This is a genomic window from Variovorax paradoxus (genome assembly GCF_022009635.1).
Taxonomy (GTDB): Bacteria; Pseudomonadota; Gammaproteobacteria; order Burkholderiales; family Burkholderiaceae_C; genus Variovorax.
The window spans coordinates 7,213,457-7,238,538 of record NZ_CP091716.1 but is presented as its reverse complement, the minus strand read 5'-3'; the positions used below and the strand labels follow the sequence as shown (position 1 = coordinate 7,238,538).

The window sequence follows — 25,082 nt, the reverse complement described above, 5'->3', positions numbered from 1 at the left end:
TTCGAGGAATTTGACCGATGTATGCAAAAGCGGGGAGCCGATGATTGACCTCTTAAAGGACCCTTACGAGCGCAAAGCGCGTCTTTTCCCGGGGTTGATGGTGGCGCTGCCACTGCTTGTGCCATTGGTGTGCGTCTACGGGCCTCGCCACCCAGTCCTGACGGCGGTCGTCGCCGTACTCGGCGGGTGCGGCGCGCTCTACACGTTGGCGAGCGTAACGCGTGGTCGCGGCAAGCAACTCCAAGAGAGCTTGCTTGCCAAATGGGGCGGCCTGCCGACCACCATTGCCCTACGACACCGTGAAACCGCCGCGCTGGATGGTGTCAGCAAGCAGCGGTATCACGCGCTGGTCGGCACGAAGCTGCAGATTGCCATGCCGACTGCACAGGAGGAGCGAGCGGATCCGGCAAAGGCGGACGACGTTTACAACGGTGTTGCGAAACGCCTTCGTGAATTGACGCGAAACAACAAGGGCTTGCTGTTTAAAGAGAGCATTGCTTTCGGTTTTCACCGAAACATGTTGGCGATGAAGCCTGTGGGTATCGTGACCAGCTTGATGGGTATAGCCTACGGACTGATCATCGCCAAAGTTCTGCAACTTTCACCGCCCCAATTTGCCCCGATCAATCTCGCCGATCCTGGATTGGCCGCGACGCTGACGCTGCTGGTCTCGTTAGCTCTTCTGTCTGCATGGCTGCTCTACTTCAACAAGAAAGCCGTGCTGCATATTGGATTTTCATATGCTGAGCAACTGTTCGAATGCCTAGCCGCTCTTCCTGATGCTGCTGTGCGCAAGCGCGCTACAAGAGCTGTACAAGACGCTAGATCAATCGTTACCGCAGCACCAGAACCGGCAGCGACGAGCGCACTAGCACCTGCTGCGTCTCGCTTCCCAGCAGGAGGCGCTTGAGGCCCTTGCGTCCGTGCGAGGCCATCACGATCAGGTCGCTCCTGTGCTTCTTCGCCGCGGCGATGATCGACTCGGCGACCAGGTCCGAACTGACCTGCGTTGTCTTGATCCGCACGCCGCGCTCCCGCGCGCGGTCGCGCACCTTGTCGAGCATGGCCTGCGCCTTCTCCGCCCACTGCTTCTCGATGCGACCGACGTCTTCGGCGGAGAAGGTCATCGAGCCTTCGAAATAGCTTTTCGGGTAGCGGGGAACGACGGTCAGGGCGACCAGGTCCGAGTCGTTCTGTACTGCCAGCGAGAAGGCGCTGTCGACGGCCTTCTTCGAAAGGGCGGTGCCATCGGTGGCGACGAGGATGCGTTTGAACATGAGGCTCTCCACAGGGTGTGGCGGTCGAGCTTAGGCATGTCCCGTGCCGCGCGGCTTGATTCAGATCAAGCACCTCGACGGGCCCGCCTCTTAGGCTCGGCCGATGAATGCCACGTTCGCCCCCGATCGCGTCGCGATCCCCGCACTTCCCACCGCAGCAGCTGCAGCCAGCGAAGAGGCGTGGCAGGTGCTGGACGACCCGGCCGAATGGCCCGCCTTCGGCCGTGAACTGGATGCGGCCGACGGCGGGCATTGGGAATCGCAGGTCGTGGTCGAGGGCATGCACTGCGCGGCCTGCGCCTTCACCGTCGAGGCCGCGCTGCGGCAGGTGCCCGGCGTGAGCGAAGCGCAGGTCAACGCGGCCAGCCGGCGCGCCCGTGTCGTCTGGTCGCCCGCGCAAACGCTGCCCTCGCGGTGGTTCGAGGCCAGCGCGAAGGCCGGCTACCGGCTGCTGCCGGGCAGCGATCGCTTCGTCAGGGAACTGCGCCGGCGCGAATCGCGCCTGGCCCTGTGGCGCTGGCTCGTGTCGGGCTTCTGCATGATGCAGGTCATGATGTACGCCTACCCGGGGTATGTCGCGCGGCCCGGCGACATGGGCGCCGATTCGGCGCTGCTGTTGCGCTGGGCTTCCTGGGTGCTGACATTGCCCGTTGTGCTCTTTTCCTGCGGGCCTTTCTTCCGCAGTGCCTGGCGCGACCTGCGCCTGGGCCGGATCGGCATGGACCTGCCGGTGGCCTTCGGCGTGCTCGTGACCTTCGCGGTCAGCAGTGCCGCCACCTTCGATGCCGGCGGCCCGCTGGGTCACGAGGTCTACTTCGACTCGCTGACGATGTTCGTCTTCTTCCTGCTCACTGGCCGCTGGCTGGAGGCGCGGTTGCGGGAGCGTACCGCGGGCGCCCTCGATGCGCTGATGAACCGGCTGCCCGACAGCATCGACCGCCTTGCCGCCGACGGCGGCTGGACGCGCGTCGCCGTGCGCCGGCTCGCCGTGGGAGACCTGGTACGGGTACGTCCGGGTGAAGCCTTTCCGGCCGACGGCGTGGTGATCGAAGGCGACACCAGTGCCGACGAGGCCCTGCTGACCGGCGAATCCCGTCCTGTGCCCCGTCCGTGCGGCGACCGCGTGCTCGCCGGCAGCCACAACCTGTCGGCGCCGGTGCGGGTGCGCATCGAATCGGTGGGCGAGGGCACGCGCTTCGCTCAGATCGTCCGGCTGATGGAGAGCGCCGCCTCGCGCAAGCCGCGCCTGGCGCTGCTGGCGGACCGGGTGGCGCGACCCTTCCTCGTCGTGGTGGTGGCGTCGGCGGCCGTGGCGGCAACGCTCTGGTGGCCGACGGACCCGGGCAGGGCGCTGATGGTGGCGGTGGCCGTGCTCATCGTGACCTGCCCGTGCGCGCTCTCGCTCGCGACGCCGGCCGCCATGCTCGCAAGTGCCGGCACGCTGGCGCGCGGCGGAGTGATGACGTCGAACCTGCAGGCGCTGGAGGCGCTGGCATCGGTCGATACCGTGGTGTTCGACAAGACGGGCACGCTGACGGGCGACGTTCCCCGCATGGAGCGCATCTACTGCCGGCAGGGTCTGCGTCCCGGCGATGCGCTCGAAGTGGCCGCCGCGCTCGCCGCGCAGTCCCTGCATCCCGTGGCGCAGGCGCTGGTGAATGCATGGAATGCGCAGTTCCGCTCGGCGCCCGGCTGGACGGCCGAGCAGGTCGCCGAGACAGCGGGCCAGGGTATCGAGGGGCGCATGCGCCGCGTGCGTGCGCCTGTGGACACAGGCCGGCACGTGCGCCTGGGCTCGGCGGGCTTCTGCGATGTGGCCGCGCTCGAGGTCGACGCTGCGCAGGTCCACCTGGCCGACGAGCAGGGCTGGCTCGCGAGCTTCGTCCTTACAGAGGAGCCTCGCGCCGATGCCGCCGCCGCCGTGGCCGCGCTGCGCGCGGAAGGGCTCACGGTGCGCCTGCTCTCGGGCGACAGGGTTGCGGCCGCGAGGGAGATCGCCGCGCGCTGCGGCATCGACTTCGCACAGGGTGGCTGCACGCCGGAGGACAAGCTCGACGTGCTGTGGCGGCTGCAGGCCGAGGGCCGGCAGATCGCGATGGTCGGCGACGGCCTCAACGACGGCCCGTCGCTCGCGCGTGCCGATGCCTCGTTCGCCTTCGGGCGTTCGGTGCCGCTGTCGCGCGCGCATGCCGATTTCGTCGTGCTCGGCGACAGGCTCGCCAGCATCCCGCAGGCGATCGCGCAGGCCCGCAGGACGCTGCGCGTGGTGCGCCAGAACCTCTTCTGGGCCGCGGGCTACAACGCGCTGTGCGTGCCGCTGGCCATCGCGGGCTGGCTGCCGGCATGGCTCGCCGGCCTCGGCATGGCCGCGAGTTCGCTCGTGGTGATCCTCAACGCGGCGCGGCTGTCGCGTGGTGGAGAAGGCGCGCGCTGATGGACATCCTCTTCCTCCTCGTTCCGCTGTCCGTGATGCTGGTCCTCGCGATCCTCGGCGGGCTGTGGTGGGCCGTGGAGCGCGGCCAGTTCGACGACGTCGACACGGAAGGCGAGCGCATCCTGCACGGCGATTGATCTGCATCAACCCGGGGGGCAGGGTACCCACGGAAACTGCCCGCAACTCATTCAAGGGCACGATGATGCAGGAACCGAAACCACCCGCCGCGGAATACGACGACACGGTCGTGCGGCAGTTCGCGCTCATGTCCGTGGTGTGGGGGGTGGTCGGCATGCTGGTGGGCGTGGTCATCGCGTCCCAGCTGACATGGCCCGAACTCAACCTCGGCATTCCATGGCTCAGCTACGGGCGCCTGCGGCCACTTCATACCAACGCGGTCATCTTCGCGTTCGGCGGCTGTGCGCTGATGGCCACCAGCTTCCATGTGGTCCAGCGCACCTGCCAGGTGCGCCTTTTCGCGCCGAAGCTCGCGTCCTTCGTGTTCTGGGGCTGGCAGGCCGTGATCGTCGCTGCCGCCATCAGCCTGCCGATGGGCTACACCCGCGGCAAGGAGTACGCCGAACTCGAGTGGCCGATCGGCGTGTTGATCGCGGTGGTCTGGGTGGCCTACGCCGTCGTGTTCTTCGGCACCATCGGCCGGCGCAAGGTGCGCCACATCTACGTGGCCAACTGGTTCTACGGTGCCTTCATCATCGCGGTTGCGCTGCTGCACATCGTCAACGGCGCGGTGGTGCCGGCAGGCTGGATGAAGAGCTACTCGGCCTACGCCGGCGTGCAGGACGCGATGGTGCAGTGGTGGTACGGCCACAACGCCGTCGGCTTCTTCCTCACGGCCGGCTTCCTCGGGATGATGTACTACTACATCCCCAAGCAGGCGGGGCGGCCGGTCTATTCGTACCGGCTGTCCATCGTGCACTTCTGGGCGCTGATCTTCACCTACATGTGGGCGGGCCCGCATCACCTGCACTACACGGCACTGCCGGACTGGACGCAATCGCTGGGCATGGTGTTCTCGCTGATCCTGCTGGCGCCGAGCTGGGGCGGCATGATCAACGGCGTGATGACGCTCTCGGGCGCCTGGCACAAGCTGCGCACCGACCCGATCCTGCGCTTCCTGATCGTCGCGCTGTCGTTCTACGGCATGTCGACCTTCGAGGGGCCGATGATGTCCATCAAGACCGTCAATGCCCTGAGCCACTACACCGACTGGACCATCGGCCACGTGCATTCCGGCGCGCTCGGCTGGGTGGGCTTCATCAGCATGGGCTCGCTCTACTACCTGATCCCGCGCATGTACGGCCGCACCGCCATGTACAGCACGAGGGCCATCGAGGTGCACTTCTGGATCGCCACCATCGGCATCGTGCTCTACATCGCGGCCATGTGGATCGCCGGCGTGATGCAGGGCCTGATGTGGCGCTCCATCAATCCCGACGGCACGCTCACCTACACCTTCGTGGAGAGCGTGAAGGCCACCTTCCCGTTCTATCTGGTGCGCGTGATCGGCGGCGTTCTCTATCTCAGCGGGATGCTGCTGATGGCCTGGAACTTCTGGATGACCGTCATCTCCGGCCGCGCCGCCCGTGCCGAGATCCCGCCCCCTGCCATGGCCCACGCCTGAGGACGCATGATGAACCCGAACACTCCCGGCTCCGGCGGTTTCACGCACGAGAAGATCGAGACCAACAACCTGCTGATGATCGTGCTGATCCTGGTCGTGGTGGCCGTCGGCGGTCTCGTCGAGATCGTGCCGCTCTTCTTCCAGAAATCGACCACCGAGGCGGTGCAGGGCGTCAAGCCGCTCACGCCGCTGCAGCTGGCCGGCCGCGACGTCTACCTGCGCGAGGGTTGCTACAACTGCCACTCGCAGATGATCCGCCCCTTCCGTTCGGAGACGCTGCGCTACGGGCACTACTCGGTGGCGGGCGAGTTCGTCTACGACCACCCCTTCCAGTGGGGCAGCAAGCGCACCGGGCCCGACCTGCACCGCGTGGGAGGCAAGTACAGCGACGAATGGCACCGCATCCACCTGAACAACCCGCGCGACGTGGTGCCCGAATCCAACATGCCGGCCTACACCTGGCTGGAGAAGACGCTGGTCGACGCCGAGGCGCTGCCGGCGCACATGCGCGCGCTGCGCCGCGTCGGCGTGCCCTACTCGGATGCCGAGATCGCCGGGGCCACCGAAGAGGTCCGGGGCAAGACCGAGATGGAGGCCACGGTGGCCTATCTGCAATCGCTGGGCCTGGCGCTCAAGTAGGCGAAGCGGCAAAGGACACAAACCATGATCGACCTAACCACCCTGCGCATCGCAGCCACCGTCGTCTGCTTCGCGCTCTTCATCGGCATCGTGATCTGGGCCTACTCGCGGCGCAACGCGCCAGGCTTCCAGGAAGCAGCACGCCTGCCTTTCGAGCAGGACTGAAGGGAGGAGCACGATGAGCGATTTCATCAGCCGTTTCTGGTCGAACTACGTGGCGGTGATCTCCCTGCTGAGCATCCTCGGCTGCGTGATCCTGCTGTGGCTCACCGCGCGCAAGCGCGTCGCGCCCAGCGCCGACAACACAACCGGCCATGTCTGGGACGGGGACCTGCGCGAGGCCAACAATCCTCTGCCCATGTGGTGGGTCGGACTGTTCGTGCTGACCATCGTCTTCGGGCTGGGCTATCTGGCGGTCTTTCCGGGGCTCGGGAGCTTTCGCGGGCAGTCCGACTGGACTTCGCGCGGCGAGTACGAGGCGGAAGTCGCCAAAGCCACCCAGGAGCTCGCTCCCGTCTATGCGAAGTACACCGCGATGCCGGTCGAGGAGATCGCGCGGGACCCGCAGGCCCATGCGATCGGCGAGCGGCTCTTCATGGGCAACTGCGCTCAGTGCCACGGCTCCGACGCGCGCGGCAGCAAGGGCTTTCCGGACCTGACCGACAAGGACTGGCTGTACGGCGGCACGCCCGAGAGGATCACCGAAAGCATCACCAAGGGACGCGTGGGGGTGATGCCTCCTATGGCCGCCGCCGTGGGGACCTCCGACGACGTGAAGAACGTCGCCAACTATGTGCTGAGCCTGTCGGGCGAACCTCACGACTCGGTGCGCGCCGGCCTCGGAAAGTCGAAGTTCACGGTCTGCGTCGCCTGCCACGGCGTTGGTGGCGTCGGCAACCAGACCCTGGGCGCGCCCAACCTCAGCGACAAGATCTGGCTGCACGGCTACGGCGAGGCGGCGATCATCCAGATGATCAATTCGGGCAAGCGCAACGAGATGCCCGCGCAGGAACGTCGCCTCACCGAGGCGCAGATCCGGATGGTCGCGTCCTATGTCTGGGGGCTGTCCAACAGCACGGCGGCGGCCAAGCCCTGACGTCCGCGGCCCGCCATGACCCGCAAGATCATTCCCATAGCGAGCTCGAATCCGGGCGCGGGCGGCGGCGAGGAGGTCGGCCTCTACGAGGCCACGAAGAAGATCTACCCCCGCAGCGTTTGCGGCATGTTCGCGCGCTGGCGCTGGGCCATGGTCTTGCTCACGCAGCTGGTCTTCTACGGCATGCCGTGGGTGGAGTGGGGCGGGCGGCAGATGGTGCTGTTCGACCTGGCTGCCCGGCGCTTCTACATCTTCGGGCTGGTGCTGTATCCGCAGGACCTGATCTATCTTTCGGGCCTGCTGGTGATCAGCGCGCTCTCGCTCTTTCTCTTCACCACCGTGGCGGGGCGGCTGTGGTGCGGCTATGCCTGCCCGCAGACGGTCTACACCGAGATCTTCATGTGGGTGGAGCAGAGGATCGAAGGCAACCGGGTCGCGCGCATGCGGCTGGACACCGAACCGATGTCGCTCGAGAAGCTGGTGAAGAAGTGGTTCAAGCACATCGTGTGGATCGGCATCGCGATGTGGACCGGCTTCACCTTCGTGGGCTACTTCACGTCCATCCGCGAGCTCGGCATGGCCTTCCTGCAGACGCAGATGGGCTCGTGGGAAGTCTTCTGGGTGTTCTTCTACGGCTTCGCCACCTACGGCAACGCCGGCTTCATGCGCGAGCAGGTCTGCAAATACATGTGCCCCTACGCACGCTTCCAGAGCGCGATGTTCGACGGCGACACGCTGATCGTCACCTACGACCCCGGACGCGGCGAGCCGCGCGCACCGCGCCGCAAGGGGCCCGATCCGCGCACGATGGCGCTGGGCGACTGCATCGACTGCGGCCTGTGCGTGCAGGTGTGTCCCACCGGCATCGACATCCGCAAGGGTCTGCAGTACGAGTGCATCGGCTGCGGCGTTTGCGCGGATGCGTGCGACACGGTTATGCAAAAGATGGCCTACGCGCCGGGGCTGATCCGCTACGACACGCAGAACGGCATGGAGGCGGGCTGGTCGCGCAGGCAGTTGCTGCGGCGCGTGCTGCGCCCGCGGGTGCTGGTCTACACGGCGATCCTGGCGCTGCTGGTGGCGGCCCTGCTGGCGAGCCTTGTGATGCGCACGCCGCTGAAGGTCGACGTGGTGCGCGATCGCGCCTCGCTGGCGCGCATCGCGGAAGGCGGAAGGCTGGAGAACGTCTACCGGCTCCAGATCATGAACGCCACCGAGCAGCCGCAGCAGTACCTCATCGCGGCCAGCGGGCTGGATGGCCTGAGCGTGTCGCCCGACCAGCCGGTGGGCGTCGAGGCCGCGCAGTCGCGCTGGGTCGCCGTGCGGCTTCAGGTGCCGTATGGCTCCGCGCCGCCCGGCTCGCACACGGTGCACTTCAGCATCCGCGAGGAGGGCAGCGGGGCGCAGGTTTCCGAAAAGGCGGCCTTCCTGGTGCCGCGCTGAAAGGTCTGGAATGAACGCAGCAACCGATTCGACGATGAACGCACCCGCAGCCGAGGCGGACAAACCCTGGTGGCGCCATCCGCTGCTCTGGATGGTGATCGGCGGCCCCGCGGCCGTGATGATCGCCAGCTTCGTGACCTTCTGGCTGGCCTGGCACAGCCCCGACGCGCTGGTGTCGGAGGACTACTACCGCGAGGGCCTCGAGATCAACAAGACCCTGGCCGTGAAGAAGCACCTTCCCGCGCTGACCGGCCGCGACCACGCGATGACGCCGGCGGAGGACATGTCGCCGGTGGTCCGGCAGGCGGCGCCGTGAAGGGGGGTCGCCTGTTCGCGGGCATTCTCTGGCCGTCCTTCCTGGTGGCCTGCGGCATGGAGGTGCTGGTGTTCGCGCTCGTCGACCCCATCAACACCTTCTGCGGCGCCGACGCGCTGCGCATGTCGCGCCAGGGCATCTATACCGGAGCCTTCTTCGTCTTCTGGCTGATGGCGGCGGCGTCGAGCGCATGCACGCTGCTGCTGGCCGGGCCGGCCGTGTCCGGACAACCCGACGCCCCCGTGGGTACACCCTCTCAATGACTTCCATCGCTCTCGCTTCCGGGCCCGTGCAGGCGCCGCTGCCCATCGACCTGTTGCGGCAGTTCGACGTGCCCGGGCCGCGCTACACCTCGTATCCCACCGCCGATCGCTTCGTCGAGGCCTTCGGCGCCGACGACTACGTGCAGGCCCTGCGGCATCGCCGCATGGCCGGTCCCGCGGCGTCGCAGCTGTCCTTGTACGTCCACATCCCGTTCTGCGAGTCGCTGTGCTACTACTGCGCCTGCAACAAGATCGTCACCCGGCATCATGAATGGGGCCGGCAGTACCTGGCCTACCTGGCGCGCGAAGTGGAGCTGCAGGTCGCGCAGCTCGGCCGCAGCGCCACCGGGGCCCAGCTGCACCTGGGCGGCGGTTCTCCGACTTTCCTCGACGACGCGGAGCTCGGCGAGTTCATGGCGTTGCTGCGACGGTCCTTCGCCTTCGTGCCCGGCGGCGAGCGTTCCATCGAAGTCGATCCGCGCACGGTCGACAGGCACAGGCTTGCCAACCTCGCGGCGCTGGGCTTCAACCGCCTGAGCTTCGGCGTGCAGGACTTCGATCCGGCCGTGCAGCAGGCCGTGCACCGCATCCAGCCCGCGTCGCAGGTCTTCGCGCTGATGGACGACGCGCGCTCGCTGGGCTTCGGGTCGATCAACTTGGACCTGATCTACGGCCTGCCGCGACAGAACGATGCCTCCTTCGGGCGCACGCTCGCGCAGGTCTGCGCGCTGCGGCCCGACCGCATCGCGCTCTACGCCTATGCCCACCTGCCGGAGCGCTTCAAGCCGCAGCGGCGCATCTGCCCCGACGAGCTGCCGGACGCCTCGACGCGCGTGCGCATGCTCGCGGACGCCATCGCGAAGCTCACCGATGCAGGCTATGTCTACATCGGCATGGACCACTTCGCGCTGCCCGACGATCCGCTCGCCGTCGCGAAGAAGGAAGGGCGGCTGCACCGCGACTTCCAGGGCTACGGCACCCGGCCTGAGGGCGACCTGATCGCGCTCGGCGTATCGGGCATCGGACGCGTGGGCGCCACCTACAGCCAGAACGCCAAGAGCCTGGACGAATACCGCGACCTGCTCGACCAGGGGCGCCTGCCGGTGGTGCGGGGCCTTGCGCTGTCGCGCGACGACCTGCTGCGGCGGGAAGTGATCACGGCGCTGATGTGCCGGGGCCGGGTCGACTTCGATGCCACGGGCGAAGCCTTCGCGGTCGACTTCCGCCGCTACTTCGCCACCGAGTTCGCGGCGCTCGGAACGCTGGTCGCCGACGGCCTGGTGCGCCTGAGCGACCATGCCCTCGAGGTGACCGAGGAAGGCTGGTTTCTCGTGCGCGCGGTCGCGATGGTGTTCGACCGGTACTGCCGCTCCAACCGCACGCGCTTCTCCCGCGTGGTCTGAACATGCAACTCGCGCTCGCCGGTGCCGCGTTGCTCATGGGCCTGGCCGGCGGGCCGCACTGCGCGGCGATGTGCGGCGCCGCCTCTTCGGCGGTGATACGGATCGTGCCGCTTCCGGTCGCAGGGCGGGGCGCGGTGGCGGGGTTCGGCGCGCCCGGCGCCTTTCATCTCGGCCGCATCGCGAGCTACGCGGCAGCGGGTGCCGTCGCGGCCGCCAGCGCCGACAGCCTCGCGCTGGCCAGCACGCAGGTTTCCGCATTGCGGCCGCTGTGGGTGCTGCTGCACGTCTTCGTGTTCGCCTGGGGCGCGATGCTGGCCGTCACGGGGCGCCAGCCGCTGTGGGCGCGGCGCATCGGCCGCGCGCTCGAATCACGCCTGCGTCCGCATGCCGGCGGCACCTGGCTGGGCGTGCTCGCCACGGGGCTGCTCTGGGTGGGGCTGCCGTGCGGGATGCTCTATTCGGCGCTGATGCTCGCCAGTCTCGGCAACGGCCCCATGCAGGGCGGGCTGCTGATGGCGCTGTTTGCAGTCGGAAGCAGTGCCTCGCTGCTGATCGGCCCATGGATCTGGTTGCGCCTGGCCGGCGACGGTGTCCGCCAGGCCTGGGGCGCGCGGCTGGCCGGCGTGCTGCTGGCGGCGGCGGCCGCACATGCGGTGTGGTCGGACCTCATTCGCCAGATCGACGCCTGGTGCCGGTGAAGCTCAGCGCTTCGCCGGGAGGCGCATCGGCGGCAAGTGTCTTCCATCCCCGGGGCGTGATGCTGGTCACGGTGGCCACGTCCTGACGCGGGCCGTCGTCGGTGCCCGCAGAGGCAGGGGGAATCCGGACCTCGATCTGGCCGGCGGCCTCGAGCACGCGCAGCCTGTCGATCATCGCGGGATCGGCTTCGACGCAAGGCAGCCGCGCGCCGGCGAGCCTGCGCAGCAGGTTCATGCACATCGGATGGCTTCCAGAAAGTTCAGTCCAGCGTGAGCCACTTGATGACCAGCTGGAACACGAGCCACAGGACGGTGCCGCCCAGTGCAGCGCACAGCACGATGAGCAGCAGAAGATGGATCGACATCCGGTCCTCCGTGGTTCGGTGGACACGCATCCGGATCTCAGCGTCCGTCGCGCGGGCAGGTGCTGACGCCGAACAGGGTGTAGCCCGGGCAGTTGCCCACCACGCCCGTCAGCAGCGGCACCACGTCGATGTAGCCCCAGAACCCGATGGTTCCCCTGACCGCCAGGGCGATGAGCAGCAGGCCTGCGCCGATGCGCAGCGCGCGGTCGAGGACTCCGACATTCTTCGTCAGGAAAGGCATGCGACTTCTCCATTGAAATGGTGAAGAACATCTTGCGCGCCGCACCGGGTGCGGGTGTTGAGATGGATCAAGCCTCGATGCGGGTCGCCGCTTTCCTTCCGCTGGTTGACGCAGCGCAAGCCCGTGCGGGGCCTGCGGGCCTAAGGTGAATCCCGTCGCCCACCCAACCCAAGGAGAGCCTCCATGCCGACCCCGAAATCCATCCTGCTTCACCTCGACGGCACGGCCCGCGCGGCGGAGCGCATCGAGCTGGCCCGCCAGCTCGCCGAGACCTTCGATGCCGAGGTGACGGCCCAGCCGTGCACCCTGTCGGCGCTGATGCGCTACCCCTACGCCATCGAGGCCGCCGCGGAAGCGGTCGCGATCATGCAGGAGATCGACAAGGACGCGCGCGACAGGATGCACGCCACCTTCATGCAGCACAGCGCGGATTCGCCGCGCCTGCATTGGGTCGAGGCCGAAAGCGACGGGCCCTGGGGGTTCGGCCGGCGTGCCCTATATGCCGACCTGCTGATCCTCGGCCAGCGTGACCGGAACGACCCGATGGACGCAGAACTGCCCGGCGACTTCCTGCCAAGCGTGCTGGTGCAGAGCGGCCGGCCGGCGCTGGTGCTGCCTTACGCGGGGCCGATCGGTCCCATCGGCCGCAACGTGCTGGTGGCCTGGAAGGAAACGCGCGAATCCGCGCGCGCCGTGAGTTCCGCCCTGCCGTGGCTGTGCAAGGCGGACCGCGTGGACGTCGTCGCGTACGGCGAGGGTGCGGCTGCATCGCTGCAGAGCCTGCAGGCCTACCTGCGGGCGCAGGGTGTCGGCAACATCCGCCTGCATCCCGGCGGGGACAAGGACGACGACGTCGGCAACAAGCTGCTGTCGCTCGCCTCCGACCTGAGTTCCGACCTGCTGGTGATGGGCTGCTACGGCCACAGCAGGGCGCGCGAGTGGGTGATGGGCGGCGCCACGCTGTCCATGCTCCAGTGGATGACCTTGCCGGTGCTGATGTCGCATTGAGGCTTCCATGCGCATCGACTTCCTCGGAGGCACGGGCACCGTCACCGGCTCCAAATACCTGCTGACGCACGAGGGCCGGCGGCTGATGGTCGATTGCGGGCTCTTCCAGGGGCTCAAGCAACTGCGCCTGCGCAACTGGGATGCGCTGCCGGTCGAACCGTCCTCGATCGACGCGGTGTTTCTGACGCACGCGCACATGGACCACAGCGGCTTCATACCCCGCTTGGTCCGGCTCGGCTTCAGGGGCAAGGTTCATTGCAGCGCCGCCACCCGCGAACTCTGTGAACTGCTCCTGCCCGACTCGGGCCGCCTGCAGGAGGAGGACGCCGCCTATGCCAACCGGCACGGCCACTCGAAACACGAGCCGGCCCTGCCGCTGTACACCGAGGAGGAGGCGCGCGCTGCGCTCGAACGCTTCGAACCGGTTCCGTTCGGCCAGGAGTGCGCGCCATGGCCGGGCTGGTCCTGGCAACTGCGCAGGGCGGGCCACATACTGGGCGCCGGCAGCCTGCGCGTGGGCTGGGAAGGGGCGAGCATCCTGTTTTCGGGCGACCTGGGACGCAGCGGCGACCTGCTGATGCGGCCGCCCGAGGTCGTCGATCCGGCGGACTACGTGGTGGTGGAGTCGACCTACGGTGACCGCGGGCATCCGGCGACCGACACGCTCGCCGAACTGGCGGGCGTGATCAACCGCACGGCGGCGCGCGGCGGCATCGTGCTGATCCCGGCCTTCGCCATCGGGCGGGCGCAGACGCTGTTGCATTGCATCCAGCTGCTCAGGCAGGCGCGCCGCATTCCCGACATGCCCGTGTACCTGAACAGCCCCATGGCCGCGGACGCCACGCGCATCTACCGAAGGTATCCCGACGAACACCGCTTGAGCGCCCGGCAATGCACCGAGATGCAGGGGCAGACCATCATCGTCAACACGATCGAGGAATCCCGGCGATTGAACGCCCTGGATTTCCCGTCGATCATCGTGTCCGCCAGCGGCATGGCCACCGGTGGGCGGGTGCTGCACCACCTGAAGGCCTACGCGCCCGATGCGAGGAACACCATCCTGTTCGCGGGTTTCCAGGCGGCCGGCACGCGCGGCGCGGCCATGATGGCGGGCGCCGATGCAGTCAAAATTCACGGCGCGTACGTGCCCGTGCGCGCGGAGATCGCGAACCTGGAGAGCCTTTCGGCCCATGCCGACCGCGACGAACTGCTTGCCTGGCTCGACTGGCAGAAAGCGCCGCGCCGGGTGTTTGTGACCCACGGGGAACCGGTGGCCGCCGACGCGCTGCGCCTGGCCATCGAGGAACGCCACGACTGGCCGTGCACCGTGCCTGAGTACCGCGAGTCGCGCGAGCTCTGAAGTCCGGCCTGCGGTGTTCCGTCAGGGCACGAGCACCGCCGCGCCCTCGATGCGGCCCGCGCGAAGGTCGGCGAGCGCTTCGTTGGCCTGCGCGAGCGGATAGGTCCTGACGTGGACCTGCAGCGGGTGCGTCTGCGCGAAATCGAGGAACTCCCGGGCATCCGCGCGCGTGAGGTTCGCCACCGACACCACGCTGCGCTCCTCCCACAGCAGCCGGTACGCAAAGGCGGGAATGTCGCTCATGTGGATGCCGCCGCACACCACCCGGCCGCCTTTGCGCACGACGCGCAGCGCCGCCGGCACCAACTCGCCGGCTGGCGCAAAGATGATGGCCGCGTCCAGCGGGTCAGGCGGTCTATCACCGGAACTGCCCGCCCATCTCGCTCCGAGGCTGCGCGCGAAGCGCTGCGTCTCAGTATCTCCAGGTCGGGTGAATGCGAGGACTTCTCGCCCTTGGGAAGTGGCCACCTGTGTCATCAAGTGCGCCGCGGCGCCGGAGCCGAATATACCCAGCCGCCGCACCTCCTCGCCAGCTGCCTTCAGGCTGCGCCAGCCTATCAAGCCCGCGCAGAGCAAGGGTGCGATGCGTGCGGCGTCGGGTTCGGGCATGGAAAGCGGCAGGCAGAAGGCCGCCTCGGCGATCGCGTGACTAGCGAATCCGCCGTCGCGGTGATAGCCCGTGAAGCGCGGTACGTCGCAGAGGTTTTCGTGACCTGAAGCGCAGAAAGTGCAGCAGCCGCAGCTGTGTGCTAGCCAAGGCACGCCCACGCGGTCGCCGACGCGATGATTCTCGACGCCCGCTCCCAGCGCCTCGACAATGCCCACGATTTCGTGTCCTGGCACGATGGGCAGTACCGGTAGCGGCAACTCTCCGTCGACGATGTGAAGATCGGTGTGGCAGACCGCGCATGCCAGCACGCGCAGGAGCAGCTTTCCCGGGCCGGGCTGCGGAATGTTTCGCCGCTCGAACTCCAACGGCAATAGCGCTGCGTTCAGCACCATTGCCCGCATGGTCGGCTCAAGCCGTACGGCAGAATCGAAGGAGGTTGTCTGGGATGTGGTGTTCATAGCGGACTCGCCAGGAAAAAATAAGGCAAGGGCGTCGCCGCCTCAGGCCATGTACTTGCCGCCATTGATCGACAGCGTGATGCCGTTGATGAAGCCGGATTCATCGGCGACGAGGAAGACCACGCCGCGCGCGATCTCGGCGGGCGTGGCCAAGCGGCCCGCCGGAATGTCCGACAGGATCCGCGCCATCACCTCGGGAGCGACAGCCTCCACCATGGGGGTGTCGGTGTAGCCGGGCGCAACCACGTTGGCGGTGATGTTGCGCGAGGCGCCTTCGAGCGCGAGCGACTTGGTGAAGCCCGCGAGTCCGGCTTTCGTGGCCGCGTAGTTCGCCTGTCCCGCCTGTCCGGACAGGCCGTTGACCGAGCCCATGTTCACGATGCGGCCGAAGCGACGTTCGCGCATGCCGCCGATGACGGCGCGGCACATGTTGAAGCAGCCGCCCAGGTTCACGTCGAGCACCTCGCGCCACTGTTGCGCGCTCATCTTGTGCAGCATCGTGTCCCGCGTGATGCCCGCGTTGTTGACCAGCACGTCGACGGGGCCCAACTCCGTTTCCACGTGCGCGACGCCGGCCTGGCAGGCGGCGGCATCCGCCACATTCCAGCCGAAGGCCGGAATGCCGGTGCGTGCGGCGAAGGCCTGCGCGGGCTCCGCGTGGTTGGCGAAGGTCACGGCCACGCGATAGCCCGCGGCCTGCAGCGCCTCGGCCGTCGCGGCTCCGATCCCGGAGGTCCCGCCGGTGACGAGCGCGACGCGCATCTCAGGCGTCCACGAGCAGGTCGTTCACCACCACCGAGACCCCCGGCGTGGCCCAGGCGGCGCCTTGTACCGCGTCGCGCTCGGTCCAGGAGTGAACGGTGCCGCGCAGCGTGACCTGCGAGCCGTCCACCGAGATGGAGAGCTTGCGGGCTTCAAGATCGGCCTGGCGCGAGAGCGCCTCGTGGATCTTCTTCTCGACGTCGGCGGGGCTCACCCTGGGCTTGACCTTCACGAGGTTCGACACGCCGGTCACGCCCATCAGGTTGCGCACGGCGACTTCGGCGGCGCTGCGCTGGTAGTCCCATTCGACTTCGCCGTTCAGGCTGAGCCAGCCCTTCTCGACCATGGGCCGGATCTTGCCGTCGGGCACCAGAACGTTCCATTGGAGCGCGCGCTCGGCCGCCAGGGCGATGTCGGCGTCGGTGCGCTGGTTGTCGAAAGGCAGCTTCACCGTCAGCTCGATCGCCAGCGCCTTCACGCCGTACACGCGCTGGACGGCGCGCTCGACCGCGTATTTCTCCGCATGGCTGGGGAGATGGCCGCTGAGAGTGACCACGCCGTCCTTGACGGTGACGCCGATGTCGGAGGACTTGACGTCGGGGGCCCAGTTCAGCTCGGCCTGGATGTCGTCGCGCAATTGGGTATCGGTCTTCATGGGAGGATTCCTTGCTGTGGATGGATGGGAGCCGGTCGTCCTGGCGCAGCCGTGGCGGCCGTGGAATCCACTGTAGGAAGGCAGAGGCGAAAGCGTGTTGCGCTGGATCAAGGGCGCGTGCGACGCGCGCGGCGGCTCAGCCGATGGCCTCCAGCAGCATCGCCTGAAGCACGAACCGCCGATTGTCGGAAAGCGATGTCGTGTCCCCGAGGAGTTCCGCGAGCCGGTCGGCCGGATGCGCCCTCATTGCGGCGCCGTCGAAGACCGGGATGCCGGCGTGTTGCCCGATGCATTGCACAAGAGCCGGCTCCAGCCCCTGGCATTCGACGGCCTCATAGAGACGGCCGAGCATGCGGGCCGTGTGCTGCACTTCCTGAGGCGCACTGGCCGGCGACAGGCTCGAGCGCATGGCGGCCACGTGAGCACCGAGTTCCTCGGCAGCGCGGCGGAACAGCGCCTGTGCTTCGCCATGCGGCGCTTCGTAGAGCAACCCCAGGTTCTTGCCTCGCAGCAATTGGCGGGTGGTTCCGTCGAGCGCCGCGCGCTGCAGGATGCGTGCGCGGGCCAGCAGGCTCGCCACGTTCAGCGGGGAGAGCTGCGGTTCCGCCTCTGGACTGCGGGCGATGTTGGAAGGAGGCATGGCGACGGTCAGTGTGTGACCTTCCGAGGGTAGGGGGGGTGTCGGCTTCGTGTTTGATACAGGTCAAGGTGTGGCGGCTCCCGAGCGTGACTTGCTGCACATTGCAGGTCGTTGATACACGCCGGACACATTGCATTCACCGAGCGTTACTCACCGATTCCGGCCGTTGTCATTGCGTTGTCGAGGGCTTCCTAGCATTCCTTCACCGATACGCGAAGGCCACCAAGGAACCAATATGCCCGACACCGCCGCCCCCTCGAAGACTGCTCCTTCCCCGTCCGGCCTGGGCATGCCCGTCCCTGGCCAGGATTGCGCGAATCGCAACACCGCCGAAACGCTCAGGCTGCTCGGCGAGCAGCTCAGGCCGCAGCGCCGCGTGGTCCACATGGGCGACACGATCTACCAGGCGGGCGAGCGTTTCGGAAACCTCTACATCCTGAACTCGGGCTTCTTCAAGATCGTGAATCTGTCGGCGGACGGACGCGAGCAGGTGGTGGGTCTCAAGTTCCGAGGCGACTGGCTCGGCTTCGACGGCATCGCCAGCGGGCGCTATTCGTGCGACGCGGTGGCCATGGATACCGGCGAGATCTGGGTGGTGTCCTACGAGGCCTTGCTGGCGACCTGCGTCACCCGTCCCGATCTGCTGCAGGTGCTGCATGCCGCCATGAGCCGCGAGATCGCGCACGACCGGGATTCGCTGATGTCCGTCTGCACCTTGCCCGCTGACGCCCGCGTGGCGGATTTCCTGCGCTACTGGGCCGAGTCGCTGGCGGAGCGCGGGATGCGTGCCGACGAGATCACGCTGCGCATGACGCGTGCCGAGATCGGCAACTACCTGGGCATGACCCTCGAGAGCGTGAGCCGCGCGCTCTCGCGGCTGGCGCGGGACAACGTCATCGGGTTCGCGACCAAGGGACGCCGCGATGTGCAGATTCCGGACGTGGGTGCCCTGTCCGCCTTCGTGCAGCGCTGCCTGGCGCCTGCACCCGCGATGCTGCAGTAGCAGCGCAGTCGACGCTGGCGCTCAGGCGTTGCCGGTCAGCACCCTCGCCATGGCCCGGGCCAGTTCGGAGCGCGTGTAAGGCTTGCGAAGCAGCTCCCAACCTTGCGGTACCTCTCGGTCGGCATCGAGGAGTTCCGACGAGAAGCCCGACATCAGCAGTACCGCGACGCGGGGAAAGCGCTGCCGGATCTCGGCGGCCAACCGCGTGCCGCGCATGCCGGCGCCCAGGGCGATGTCGCTCAGCAGAAGGTCGAAGGGTTCGGTGCCCGTATCCAGGGTGGCCAGGGCCTGCTCGGCGGTAGAGGCCGCGATGACGATTTCGCAGCCCAGCGTGCACAGGAAGTTCTCGACAACCTTGCGGACTTCCGCGTCATCCTCGACCAGCATCACCCGCAGCCCGGCTGGAAGCGCTTCGCCCGCGTGTTCTTCCGCGGCGGCGGGCGCGCGGGCCTCCTCCTGTTGCGGGAGGTAGAGCGTCACCGTGGTTCCCTGCCCGATCTCGCTGTCGATCGCGACGGCGCCCCGGGACTGATTGACGAAGCCGTATACCGTGCTGAGTCCCAGCCCCGTGCCACGGCCGGCCTCCTTGGTGGTGAAGAAGGGCTCGAACGCCCGTTCCTTGACGTCATCGGTCATGCCGCTGCCGCTGTCGGCTATGGATATCGCGACGAAGTGCGCGGCGGCGCTGCCCTGCGGGTCGTTGCGCTGGTTGCGCAGAATCGCTGGCAGCGCGCCGCAGATGGCCGTGCGGAAGTGGAGCGTGCCGCCCTCGGGCATGGCATCGCGCGCATTGATCGCGATGTTGAGCAAGGCGGATTCCAGCTGTCCCGGGTCCGCCACCACCAGCGGACGACCGGGGGCCGTGTCGATCTCGATGCCGATGCGCTGGTCCAGGGTCCGGCGCAGCATGTCGGCCAGCGAGTACAGCAGCGCGTGCGTGTCGACGGCGACCGGCTGCAGCACCTGCCGGCGCGAGAACGCCAGCAGCTTTCCCGTGAGCTCCGCGCCGCGACGCGACGCGCGTGTGGCGGCCCCCAGCAGTTGCTGGGCATAACCGTCCTGCGCGAGGGCCGGCAGTTCTTCGAGGACCTGGAGGTTGCCCTGGATCACCGTGAGCAGGTTGTTGAAGTCGTGCGCAATGCCGCCGGTGAGCTGGCCGACGCTCTCGAGCCGCTGGGCATGGTTGAGCGCTTCTTCCGTCTGCGTTCGCTGCAGGCTGGTCGCGAGCAGGCTCGACAGCGACTCGAGAAAGCGCACTTCCTCGTCGCCGAAGCGCTTGGATTCCGTGGAGCGAACGGAGAGCATGCCGATTACGCGGCCCCGGTCGGACAGCGGCACCGCGAGGGCGCTCACTAGCCCGGCCTCGAGATAAGCCTTCGGCACTGAAAACCGCAGCTCCTTGCCGTAGTCCTGCACCACGACAGGCCGGCCCTGGGAGAGGACGAAGCCCGGCGGCGTGTCCGGACGGTTGACCATGCGCGCGCCGATCTCCTCGCCGGCGACCAGGCCGACGCCGCTGGCCACGCGGAATTCGGCACGGCTGGCGTCGAGGAGCCACACCATCGCGACTTCGACTTCCAGGGCCTTGGTGATGATCTCCGGCACGTGTTCGAGCACCGCCTGCAGGTCGCGCGTGTCGACCGCGAGGCGGCCCAACTGGGCCAGATGTTCGCTGTATCGGGCGCGTTGCAGTGCCTGCTTTACGCGAGGGTAGGCCCCGATGTCGCGGATGGCCGCGACAACGAACGGCAGGCCGTGGTTCTGCAACGGGCTCAGCGCGATCTCCACCATGACCTCGCTGCCGTCCTTGCGCTTGGCGACCAGCTCCATGTGCGTGCCCATGGGGCGAGGGCGCGGGGCACGGCCATAGGCCTCGCGGTAGGAGGCGTGCCGTGGACGGATGCTGTCCGGCACCAGCGCCTCGACGTTCAGGCCGACCAGTTCGTTCTGCGCATAGCCCAGCAGCGTGGCCGCCGAGGGGTTGGCCAGGACGATGCGGCCGGTCTGGTCCACCACCAGCAGCGAATCGGGATAGGCGGCGAAGAGCGAGCGGAAGACGCTGCCTTCGTCGATGCCGGATGGCAGTACCTGGCCGGGCGCGCCGGGCAGCTGGAGCGGATCGCCGGCAGCGTCAGCCATTGGAGACAGGCGGAACGAGGATGTAGCCCGCGCCTCGCACCGACTTGATGAGCTGCGGATCTTCGGCGTCCGCCTCGATCTTCTTGCGCAGCCGGCCCACCTGCACATCGATCGTGCGGTCGAAGGGGGCCGCCTCGCGCCCCCGTGTCTGCTCCAGCAGGAAGTCGCGCGAAAGCACGCGGCCGGGATGGCGCGCAAAGGCTTGCAGCAGGTCGAATTCGCCGCCGGTCAATGTCACCGGCTCGCCCGATGGGTTCAGGAGGCTGCGCGCGGCGGTATCGAGCTGCCACCCGGCAAAGCGCAGCCTGTCGGCGAAGGCCCCGGCCGACGCCGGGGGCACAGGCGTGGCGGGAGCCAGCCGCCGCAACACGGCCTTCACGCGAGCCACCAGCTCGCGCAGATCGAAGGGCTTGGTGACGTAGTCGTCCGCACCTACCTCCAGCCCCACGACCTTGTCCACTGCATCGCCCCGGCCCGTGACGATCACGAGCCCGCAATGCCAGCGTTCGCGCATGCGGCGCGCGATCGAGAAGCCGTCTTCGCCAGGGAGGCCGAGGTCGAGCAGCACGAGATCGGCGGGGTCGGTTTCCATCAGCGCCATGAGCGCGCGTCCGTCGTGCACCTGGGTGACGCGGAAGCCGTGGCCGTGAAGATAGTTGGCCAGCAGCTGCGTAATATCGATCTCGTCGTCGAGAACAACGATGTGGGGCGTGGTTTTCATGCGCTGGCGGGGAGATAGAGCACGAATTGCTTAAATGACTGGCCTGACCTGAGCGTAGCACGCACACCCGACCAGAAATACCTCCACATCGGCGGCGTTGGTTATCGCGTCCAGCGCCAGTCCTCGATCTCCGGCATGTCCTTGCCGTGACGGGTGATGTAGGCCCTGTGCTCCAGCAGCCTGTCGCGCAGGTGCTGCTGCACGTGGCCGGCGCTGTCGCACAGGCCCGGCACGCGGGCGATCGCGTCGGCGGCGAGGTGGAAGCGGTCCAGCCGGTTGAGCACCGTCATGTCGAAGGGCGTGGTGGTGGTGCCTTCCTCGCAGTAGCCGTGCACGTGGAAGCCGGGATGGTTGCGCCGCTTGTAGATCAGCCGGTGAATCAGCGCCGGGTATCCGTGGAACGCGAAGATCACGGGCCTGTCGGTGGTGAAGATGGCGTCGAAGTCCGCATCGGGCAGCCCGTGCGGGTGCGCGTCCGGAGACTGCAGCGCCATCAGGTCGACCACGTTCACCACGCGCACCTTCAGTGACGGCAGCTTCTCGCGCAGCAGGTCGACGGCCGCCATCGTCTCCAGCGTCGGCACGTCGCCGGCACAGGCCATCACCACGTCGGGCGCACTGCCTTCGTCGTTGCTGGCCCATTCCCAGATGCCCAGGCCGGTGGTGCAGTGGCGGGCGGCCGACTCCATGTCCAGCCACTGGGGCGCGGGCTGCTTGCCTGCCACGATGACGTTCACGTAGTCGCGGCTGCGCAGGCAGTGGTCGACCACCGACAGCAGGGTATTGGCGTCCGGCGGCAGGTACACGCGCACCACCTCGGCCTTCTTGCTGACCACATGGTCGAGGAAGCCCGGGTCCTGGTGGCTGAAGCCGTTGTGGTCCTGGCGCCAGACGTGGCTGGTGAGCAGGTAGTTCAGCGACGCGATCGGCCGGCGCCAGCCGATGCCGCGCGTCACCTTGAGCCACTTGGCGTGCTGGTTGAACATCGAGTCGACGATGTGGATGAAGGCCTCGTAGCACGAGAAGAAGCCGTGCCGCCCCGTGAGCAGGTAGCCCTCGAGCCAGCCTTGGCAAAGGTGCTCGCTCAGCACCTCCATGACGCGGCCTTCGGGCGAGAGGTTCTCGTCGCCCGGCCATACCTGGGCGGTAGTGGTTCGCCCGGTCACCTCGAACAGGGCCGAGAGCCGGTTCGACGCGGTCTCGTCCGGCCCCATCACTCGGAAGTTGGCATGCGGCAGGTTCGCGCGCATGACCTCGCGCAGGAAGCCGCCGGCCACGCGCGTGGCCTCGGCGTCGGTCGCTCCCGGAGTCGCCACGGGCACCGCGTGCGCGCGAAAGGGCGGCAGCGCCAGGTCCCTGAGCAGGAGCCCGCCGTTGGCGTGCGGATTGGCGCTCATGCGGCGGTCACCTTTGGGCGCGATCGCGGCGATCTCGGGGCGAAGCGCGCCGTCCGCGTCGAAGAGCTCTTCCGGGCGATAGCTGCGCAGCCACCGCTCCAGCAGCTCGATGTGCTGCGGCCTGGCGGAGAAGTCGGCGAGAGGCACCTGGTGCGAACGGAACGTGCCTTCGATCTGCACGCCGTCCACGTAATGCGGTCCGGTCCAGCCCTTGGGGGAGCGCAGCACGATCATCGGCCATCGGGGGCGCACGCGGAAACCGTGGGTGCGGGCGTTGGCCTGGATGGCGCGGATGCCGTCCAGCGCCGTGTCGAGCGCCGCCGCCATCTGCCTGTGCATGTCGGCGGGCTTGTCGCCCACCACGAAGTACGGTTCGTGGCCGTAGCCGCGCAGCAGTTGCGTCAGCTCCTCCTCGCCGATGCGCGCGAGCACGGTCGGGCCGGCGATCTTGTAGCCGTTGAGATGCAGCACCGGCAGTACCGCACCGTCGCGCCCGGGGTTCAGGAACTTGTTGGAGTGCCAGCTCGCTGCCAGCGCGCCGGTCTCGGCTTCGCCGTCGCCCACCACGCAGCAGGCGATCAGCGACGGGTTGTCGAACACGGCGCCGTACGCGTGCAGCAGCGAATACCCCAGCTCGCCGCCCTCGTGGATGGAGCCCGGCGTCTCGGGCGCCGCGTGGCTCGGAATGCCGCCCGGAAAGGAGAACCGGGTGAACAGACGCCGCAGGCCCGCGGCGTCCCGTCCTACTTCCGGATAGACCTCGCTGTAGCTGCCTTCGAGCCATGTGTTGGCGACCACGCCCGGGCCGCCGTGGCCAGGGCCCGCGATGAAGATCGCATCGAGTTCCCGCGCATTGATGGCGCGGTTCATGTGTGCGTAGATGAAGTTGAGGCCTGGCGTCGTGCCCCAGTGTCCAAGCAGGCGCGGCTTGATGTGCGGCAGCGCGAGTTTCTCGCGCAGCAGCGGGTTGTCCATCAGGTAGATCTGGCCCACCGACAGGTAGTTGGCGGCGCGCCACCAGGCGTCGAGCAGCGTGAAGTCGTCCGGAACTGTTGATTCGGGGGAAGAGGAGGGCATGTCGAAGTTCCCGGGGAATGGATCGACGCTCCAGTATGGGCACGCCGGCGCGCATCGGGTTGATGCCGCTCAAACCCGTAACAACCGATACAGGGGGCACGGGTTTGTGTTGCCTTGATCCCGCGCAAACCGAGCAGGACGGTGTTGCCTCAGCATCGTGATGAAGCCCTTCGGGCTGGAGGACACGCCATGACGAACACCGACTTCACCTTTCCGCTGGCGCTGTGCAAGGCGCAATACGGCATCTGGCTGCACGCGCTCTCGATGTTCGAGACGATCGGATCGCGCACGCTGCAGGACTGCATCGCGCTGACCCGTGCCGAGATGGACGCGGTCATGCGCGCCGGGGACTGGCACGCGCTGGCCATGGCGCCGATGCAGGCATTGCGGCAGCAGGAACAGGACGGACCCGCGCCTGGGCCTGCCGCGATGCCCCAGGCGGCCGCGCAGGTGCAGCCTTCGCGAAAGGCCGTGGTGAACGAGGCCCTGCGCACGCTGCATGGCGCCCTGGCGTCCGCGCCTTCCGGGGGCCGGACGCATGCCGGCCGCAAGGTGGTCACCGCGAGGCAGCGGGCATGACGCTTTCGACCATCTCGGTGCACCTCGACCACACCGAGTGCTGCGAGGTCCGCACTCGCCTGGCGGCGCGGCTCGCGATGCTGCACGGGAGCCACCTCATGGGCATCGTGCCCACGGGCGTTCCGGCCTCGACGGGCATCGGGCCCGTGCCCCGCGTTGCCGGCAGCGAGGACCGCGTCGACCATGCGATCGCCGAAGTGTCCCTCTGCTTGCGCCGGCGGGCCGAAACCGTCGCGCACGTGTTCCACAGCCGGATGAAGCCGACCGCGCTTTCCTGCGAGGCGCGGCTGATGGACGGCGACCCGTTGCATGCAGTCGTCCATCTCGGTCGGGCCAGCGACCTGATCGTGGTGGGGCAGGCCGACAGCGCCGCGGCCGTGTGCGAAGCGGTACGCCGGCTTCCCGAGGAGATCCTGCTGAACGCGGGACGGCCGGTTCTCGTCGTCCCGTCCACGGGTCACCGCATTCCCTGGGGCCTGGACAGGGTTCTCGTGGCGTGGGATGGAAGCCGGGAAGCGTCGATGTCGCTGCTCGGCGCGATGTCGCTGCTGCGCAGTGCCACGCATGTCACGCTGCTGGCCCTGCACAGGGAGGCGGCTGCGAACTCGTGGCGTGCACCGGATCCCGAGGATCTGAGCGGCTGGCTGCTGCGGCACGGCATTCAGGCCAGCGTCGAGCGCCTCGCGACGTCGCTGCGCATCTCCGATGCGCTGATGGATCGCGCCGATGCGCTCGGCAGCGACCTGCTCGTGATGGGCGGCTATGGCCATGCCCGGGCACGGGAGCAACTGCTGGGCGGCGTGACCCGCGAAGTGCTGGCGCAGGCGGCTGTTCCGTTGCTGATGGCGCATTGACG

27 protein-coding genes are annotated in these 25,082 nt (G+C 67.9%); 17 read left to right on the top strand and 10 right to left on the bottom strand.

The window, feature by feature from the left end; genetic code table 11:
- Positions 1 to 40 precede the first annotated feature (40 nt).
- A complete protein-coding gene (locus L3V85_RS34085) occupies positions 41 to 910 on the top strand; it encodes a hypothetical protein (RefSeq protein WP_237676972.1) in 870 nt (289 codons plus the stop codon).
- On the opposite strand, the gene L3V85_RS34080 is transcribed toward L3V85_RS34085, so the two are convergent.
- A complete protein-coding gene (locus L3V85_RS34080) occupies positions 834 to 1,277 on the bottom strand; it encodes a universal stress protein (protein WP_237676971.1) in 444 nt (147 codons plus the stop codon). The two genes, L3V85_RS34085 and L3V85_RS34080, sit on opposite strands and share 77 nt — an antisense overlap.
- A 103-nt stretch (positions 1,278 to 1,380) precedes the next feature.
- Between L3V85_RS34080 and L3V85_RS34075 the strand changes: the two genes are divergently transcribed.
- From L3V85_RS34075 to L3V85_RS34025, 11 genes are all read left to right on the top strand, one after another.
- A complete protein-coding gene (locus tag L3V85_RS34075; RefSeq protein WP_237676970.1) occupies positions 1,381 to 3,711 on the top strand; it encodes a heavy metal translocating P-type ATPase in 2,331 nt (776 codons plus the stop codon).
- Entirely contained in the window at positions 3,711 to 3,848 is a 138-nt protein-coding gene (gene ccoS / locus L3V85_RS34070) for a cbb3-type cytochrome oxidase assembly protein CcoS (RefSeq protein ID WP_237676969.1), read from the top strand. Before L3V85_RS34075 ends, ccoS begins: the two co-directional genes overlap by 1 nt.
- 65 nt (positions 3,849 to 3,913) lie before the next feature.
- Positions 3,914 to 5,353, top strand: a complete 1,440-nt coding sequence (gene ccoN, locus L3V85_RS34065) for a cytochrome-c oxidase, cbb3-type subunit I (RefSeq protein ID WP_237680708.1) — start codon at positions 3,914 to 3,916, stop codon at positions 5,351 to 5,353.
- 9 nt (positions 5,354 to 5,362) lie between these two features.
- Complete coding sequence (ccoO, locus tag L3V85_RS34060; protein ID WP_237676968.1) at positions 5,363 to 5,992, top strand: cytochrome-c oxidase, cbb3-type subunit II; 630 nt, start codon at positions 5,363 to 5,365, stop codon at positions 5,990 to 5,992.
- A 24-nt stretch (positions 5,993 to 6,016) separates the two neighbouring features.
- Entirely contained in the window at positions 6,017 to 6,157 is a 141-nt protein-coding gene (locus tag L3V85_RS34055; RefSeq protein ID WP_132752802.1) for a cbb3-type cytochrome oxidase subunit 3, read from the top strand.
- A gap of 13 nt (positions 6,158 to 6,170) precedes the next feature.
- On the top strand, positions 6,171 to 7,088 hold the full coding sequence (gene ccoP, locus L3V85_RS34050) for a cytochrome-c oxidase, cbb3-type subunit III (protein ID WP_237676967.1): 918 nt from the start codon (positions 6,171 to 6,173) through the stop codon (positions 7,086 to 7,088).
- Positions 7,089 to 7,103: 15 nt separating this feature from the next.
- On the top strand, positions 7,104 to 8,531 hold the full coding sequence (ccoG, locus tag L3V85_RS34045; RefSeq protein WP_237676966.1) for a cytochrome c oxidase accessory protein CcoG: 1,428 nt from the start codon (positions 7,104 to 7,106) through the stop codon (positions 8,529 to 8,531).
- A gap of 10 nt (positions 8,532 to 8,541) precedes the next feature.
- Positions 8,542 to 8,847 (top strand): FixH family protein, encoded by a 306-nt coding sequence (locus L3V85_RS34040; RefSeq protein ID WP_237676965.1) that lies wholly within the window; start codon positions 8,542 to 8,544, stop codon positions 8,845 to 8,847.
- A complete protein-coding gene (locus tag L3V85_RS34035; RefSeq protein ID WP_237676964.1) occupies positions 8,844 to 9,110 on the top strand; it encodes a hypothetical protein in 267 nt (88 codons plus the stop codon). Before L3V85_RS34040 ends, L3V85_RS34035 begins: the two co-directional genes overlap by 4 nt.
- Positions 9,107 to 10,513 (top strand): oxygen-independent coproporphyrinogen III oxidase, encoded by a 1,407-nt coding sequence (gene hemN, locus L3V85_RS34030; RefSeq protein WP_237676963.1) that lies wholly within the window; start codon positions 9,107 to 9,109, stop codon positions 10,511 to 10,513. Before L3V85_RS34035 ends, hemN begins: the two co-directional genes overlap by 4 nt.
- Positions 10,514 to 10,515: 2 nt before the next feature.
- Positions 10,516 to 11,211 (top strand): sulfite exporter TauE/SafE family protein, encoded by a 696-nt coding sequence (locus L3V85_RS34025; protein WP_237676962.1) that lies wholly within the window; start codon positions 10,516 to 10,518, stop codon positions 11,209 to 11,211.
- Here the strand turns inward: L3V85_RS34025 and L3V85_RS34020 are convergent.
- Together L3V85_RS34020 and L3V85_RS34015 are read right to left on the bottom strand one after the other, a co-directional pair.
- Positions 11,180 to 11,452, bottom strand: a complete 273-nt coding sequence (locus tag L3V85_RS34020; RefSeq protein ID WP_237676961.1) for a hypothetical protein — start codon at positions 11,450 to 11,452, stop codon at positions 11,180 to 11,182. The two genes, L3V85_RS34025 and L3V85_RS34020, sit on opposite strands and share 32 nt — an antisense overlap.
- Positions 11,453 to 11,613: 161 nt before the next feature.
- On the bottom strand, positions 11,614 to 11,817 hold the full coding sequence (locus L3V85_RS34015; RefSeq protein ID WP_298854107.1) for a YgaP family membrane protein: 204 nt from the start codon (positions 11,815 to 11,817) through the stop codon (positions 11,614 to 11,616).
- A 183-nt stretch (positions 11,818 to 12,000) separates the two neighbouring features.
- Here L3V85_RS34015 and L3V85_RS34010 point away from each other — a divergent pair, with 183 nt between their 5' ends.
- Entirely contained in the window at positions 12,001 to 12,825 is an 825-nt protein-coding gene (locus L3V85_RS34010; RefSeq protein ID WP_237676960.1) for a universal stress protein, read from the top strand.
- A gap of 7 nt (positions 12,826 to 12,832) precedes the next feature.
- Positions 12,833 to 14,185, top strand: a complete 1,353-nt coding sequence (locus L3V85_RS34005) for an MBL fold metallo-hydrolase RNA specificity domain-containing protein (protein ID WP_237676959.1) — start codon at positions 12,833 to 12,835, stop codon at positions 14,183 to 14,185.
- Between the two features lie 21 nt (positions 14,186 to 14,206).
- Here L3V85_RS34005 and L3V85_RS34000 read toward each other — a convergent pair whose 3' ends face one another.
- The 4 genes from L3V85_RS34000 to L3V85_RS33985 all read right to left on the bottom strand — a co-directional run bounded on the left by L3V85_RS34000 (position 14,207) and on the right by L3V85_RS33985 (position 17,310).
- Positions 14,207 to 15,196 (bottom strand): zinc-dependent alcohol dehydrogenase family protein, encoded by a 990-nt coding sequence (locus tag L3V85_RS34000; RefSeq protein WP_237680706.1) that lies wholly within the window; start codon positions 15,194 to 15,196, stop codon positions 14,207 to 14,209.
- A 99-nt stretch (positions 15,197 to 15,295) separates the two neighbouring features.
- Positions 15,296 to 16,015 carry an acetoacetyl-CoA reductase gene (phbB, locus tag L3V85_RS33995; protein WP_237676958.1) on the bottom strand — a complete coding sequence of 240 codons (720 nt, stop codon included), beginning with the start codon at positions 16,013 to 16,015 and terminating at the stop codon, positions 15,296 to 15,298.
- Position 16,016: 1 nt separating this feature from the next.
- A complete protein-coding gene (locus L3V85_RS33990; RefSeq protein ID WP_237676957.1) occupies positions 16,017 to 16,670 on the bottom strand; it encodes a BON domain-containing protein in 654 nt (217 codons plus the stop codon).
- 136 nt (positions 16,671 to 16,806) lie between these two features.
- A complete protein-coding gene (locus tag L3V85_RS33985; protein WP_237676956.1) occupies positions 16,807 to 17,310 on the bottom strand; it encodes an ornithine carbamoyltransferase in 504 nt (167 codons plus the stop codon).
- A 235-nt stretch (positions 17,311 to 17,545) separates the two neighbouring features.
- Here L3V85_RS33985 and L3V85_RS33980 point away from each other — a divergent pair, with 235 nt between their 5' ends.
- A complete protein-coding gene (locus tag L3V85_RS33980) occupies positions 17,546 to 18,313 on the top strand; it encodes a Crp/Fnr family transcriptional regulator (protein WP_237676955.1) in 768 nt (255 codons plus the stop codon).
- Positions 18,314 to 18,334: 21 nt separating this feature from the next.
- Here L3V85_RS33980 and L3V85_RS33975 read toward each other — a convergent pair whose 3' ends face one another.
- The 3 genes from L3V85_RS33975 to L3V85_RS33965 form a co-directional block, all read right to left on the bottom strand.
- Complete coding sequence (locus tag L3V85_RS33975; protein WP_237676954.1) at positions 18,335 to 20,452, bottom strand: PAS domain S-box protein; 2,118 nt, start codon at positions 20,450 to 20,452, stop codon at positions 18,335 to 18,337.
- A complete protein-coding gene (locus L3V85_RS33970) occupies positions 20,445 to 21,173 on the bottom strand; it encodes a response regulator (protein WP_237676953.1) in 729 nt (242 codons plus the stop codon). Before L3V85_RS33970 ends, L3V85_RS33975 begins: the two co-directional genes overlap by 8 nt.
- 101 nt (positions 21,174 to 21,274) lie before the next feature.
- The gene (locus L3V85_RS33965) at positions 21,275 to 23,647 is read right to left on the bottom strand and encodes a phosphoketolase family protein (RefSeq protein ID WP_237676952.1); all 2,373 of its coding nucleotides are present in this window, start codon (positions 23,645 to 23,647) and stop codon (positions 21,275 to 21,277) included.
- Between the two features lie 189 nt (positions 23,648 to 23,836).
- On the opposite strand from L3V85_RS33965, the gene L3V85_RS33960 reads away from it, so the two are divergent.
- Together L3V85_RS33960 and L3V85_RS33955 are read left to right on the top strand one after the other, a co-directional pair.
- The gene (locus L3V85_RS33960; RefSeq protein WP_237676951.1) at positions 23,837 to 24,226 is read left to right on the top strand and encodes a hypothetical protein; all 390 of its coding nucleotides are present in this window, start codon (positions 23,837 to 23,839) and stop codon (positions 24,224 to 24,226) included.
- Positions 24,223 to 25,080, top strand: coding sequence for a universal stress protein (locus tag L3V85_RS33955; RefSeq protein WP_237676950.1), 858 nt, complete (start codon positions 24,223 to 24,225; stop codon positions 25,078 to 25,080). Before L3V85_RS33960 ends, L3V85_RS33955 begins: the two co-directional genes overlap by 4 nt.
- Positions 25,081 to 25,082: the final 2 nt, after the last annotated feature.

Coding starts and splice junctions, on each gene's coding strand:
- L3V85_RS34085 (WP_237676972.1), top strand. CDS start 41: ATGATTGACCTCTTAAAGGACCCTTACGAGCGCAAAGCGCGTCTTTTC.
- L3V85_RS34080 (WP_237676971.1), bottom strand. CDS start 1,277: ATGTTCAAACGCATCCTCGTCGCCACCGATGGCACCGCCCTTTCGAAG.
- L3V85_RS34075 (WP_237676970.1), top strand. CDS start 1,381: ATGAATGCCACGTTCGCCCCCGATCGCGTCGCGATCCCCGCACTTCCC.
- ccoS (WP_237676969.1), top strand. CDS start 3,711: ATGGACATCCTCTTCCTCCTCGTTCCGCTGTCCGTGATGCTGGTCCTC.
- ccoN (WP_237680708.1), top strand. CDS start 3,914: ATGCAGGAACCGAAACCACCCGCCGCGGAATACGACGACACGGTCGTG.
- ccoO (WP_237676968.1), top strand. CDS start 5,363: ATGAACCCGAACACTCCCGGCTCCGGCGGTTTCACGCACGAGAAGATC.
- L3V85_RS34055 (WP_132752802.1), top strand. CDS start 6,017: ATGATCGACCTAACCACCCTGCGCATCGCAGCCACCGTCGTCTGCTTC.
- ccoP (WP_237676967.1), top strand. CDS start 6,171: ATGAGCGATTTCATCAGCCGTTTCTGGTCGAACTACGTGGCGGTGATC.
- ccoG (WP_237676966.1), top strand. CDS start 7,104: ATGACCCGCAAGATCATTCCCATAGCGAGCTCGAATCCGGGCGCGGGC.
- L3V85_RS34040 (WP_237676965.1), top strand. CDS start 8,542: ATGAACGCAGCAACCGATTCGACGATGAACGCACCCGCAGCCGAGGCG.
- hemN (WP_237676963.1), top strand. CDS start 9,107: ATGACTTCCATCGCTCTCGCTTCCGGGCCCGTGCAGGCGCCGCTGCCC.
- L3V85_RS34025 (WP_237676962.1), top strand. CDS start 10,516: ATGCAACTCGCGCTCGCCGGTGCCGCGTTGCTCATGGGCCTGGCCGGC.
- L3V85_RS34020 (WP_237676961.1), bottom strand. CDS start 11,452: ATGTGCATGAACCTGCTGCGCAGGCTCGCCGGCGCGCGGCTGCCTTGC.
- L3V85_RS34015 (WP_298854107.1), bottom strand. CDS start 11,817: ATGCCTTTCCTGACGAAGAATGTCGGAGTCCTCGACCGCGCGCTGCGC.
- L3V85_RS34010 (WP_237676960.1), top strand. CDS start 12,001: ATGCCGACCCCGAAATCCATCCTGCTTCACCTCGACGGCACGGCCCGC.
- L3V85_RS34005 (WP_237676959.1), top strand. CDS start 12,833: ATGCGCATCGACTTCCTCGGAGGCACGGGCACCGTCACCGGCTCCAAA.
- L3V85_RS34000 (WP_237680706.1), bottom strand. CDS start 15,196: ATGCGGGCAATGGTGCTGAACGCAGCGCTATTGCCGTTGGAGTTCGAG.
- phbB (WP_237676958.1), bottom strand. CDS start 16,015: ATGCGCGTCGCGCTCGTCACCGGCGGGACCTCCGGGATCGGAGCCGCG.
- L3V85_RS33990 (WP_237676957.1), bottom strand. CDS start 16,670: ATGAAGACCGATACCCAATTGCGCGACGACATCCAGGCCGAGCTGAAC.
- L3V85_RS33985 (WP_237676956.1), bottom strand. CDS start 17,310: ATGCCTCCTTCCAACATCGCCCGCAGTCCAGAGGCGGAACCGCAGCTC.
- L3V85_RS33980 (WP_237676955.1), top strand. CDS start 17,546: ATGCCCGACACCGCCGCCCCCTCGAAGACTGCTCCTTCCCCGTCCGGC.
- L3V85_RS33975 (WP_237676954.1), bottom strand. CDS start 20,452: ATGGCTGACGCTGCCGGCGATCCGCTCCAGCTGCCCGGCGCGCCCGGC.
- L3V85_RS33970 (WP_237676953.1), bottom strand. CDS start 21,173: ATGAAAACCACGCCCCACATCGTTGTTCTCGACGACGAGATCGATATT.
- L3V85_RS33965 (WP_237676952.1), bottom strand. CDS start 23,647: ATGCCCTCCTCTTCCCCCGAATCAACAGTTCCGGACGACTTCACGCTG.
- L3V85_RS33960 (WP_237676951.1), top strand. CDS start 23,837: ATGACGAACACCGACTTCACCTTTCCGCTGGCGCTGTGCAAGGCGCAA.
- L3V85_RS33955 (WP_237676950.1), top strand. CDS start 24,223: ATGACGCTTTCGACCATCTCGGTGCACCTCGACCACACCGAGTGCTGC.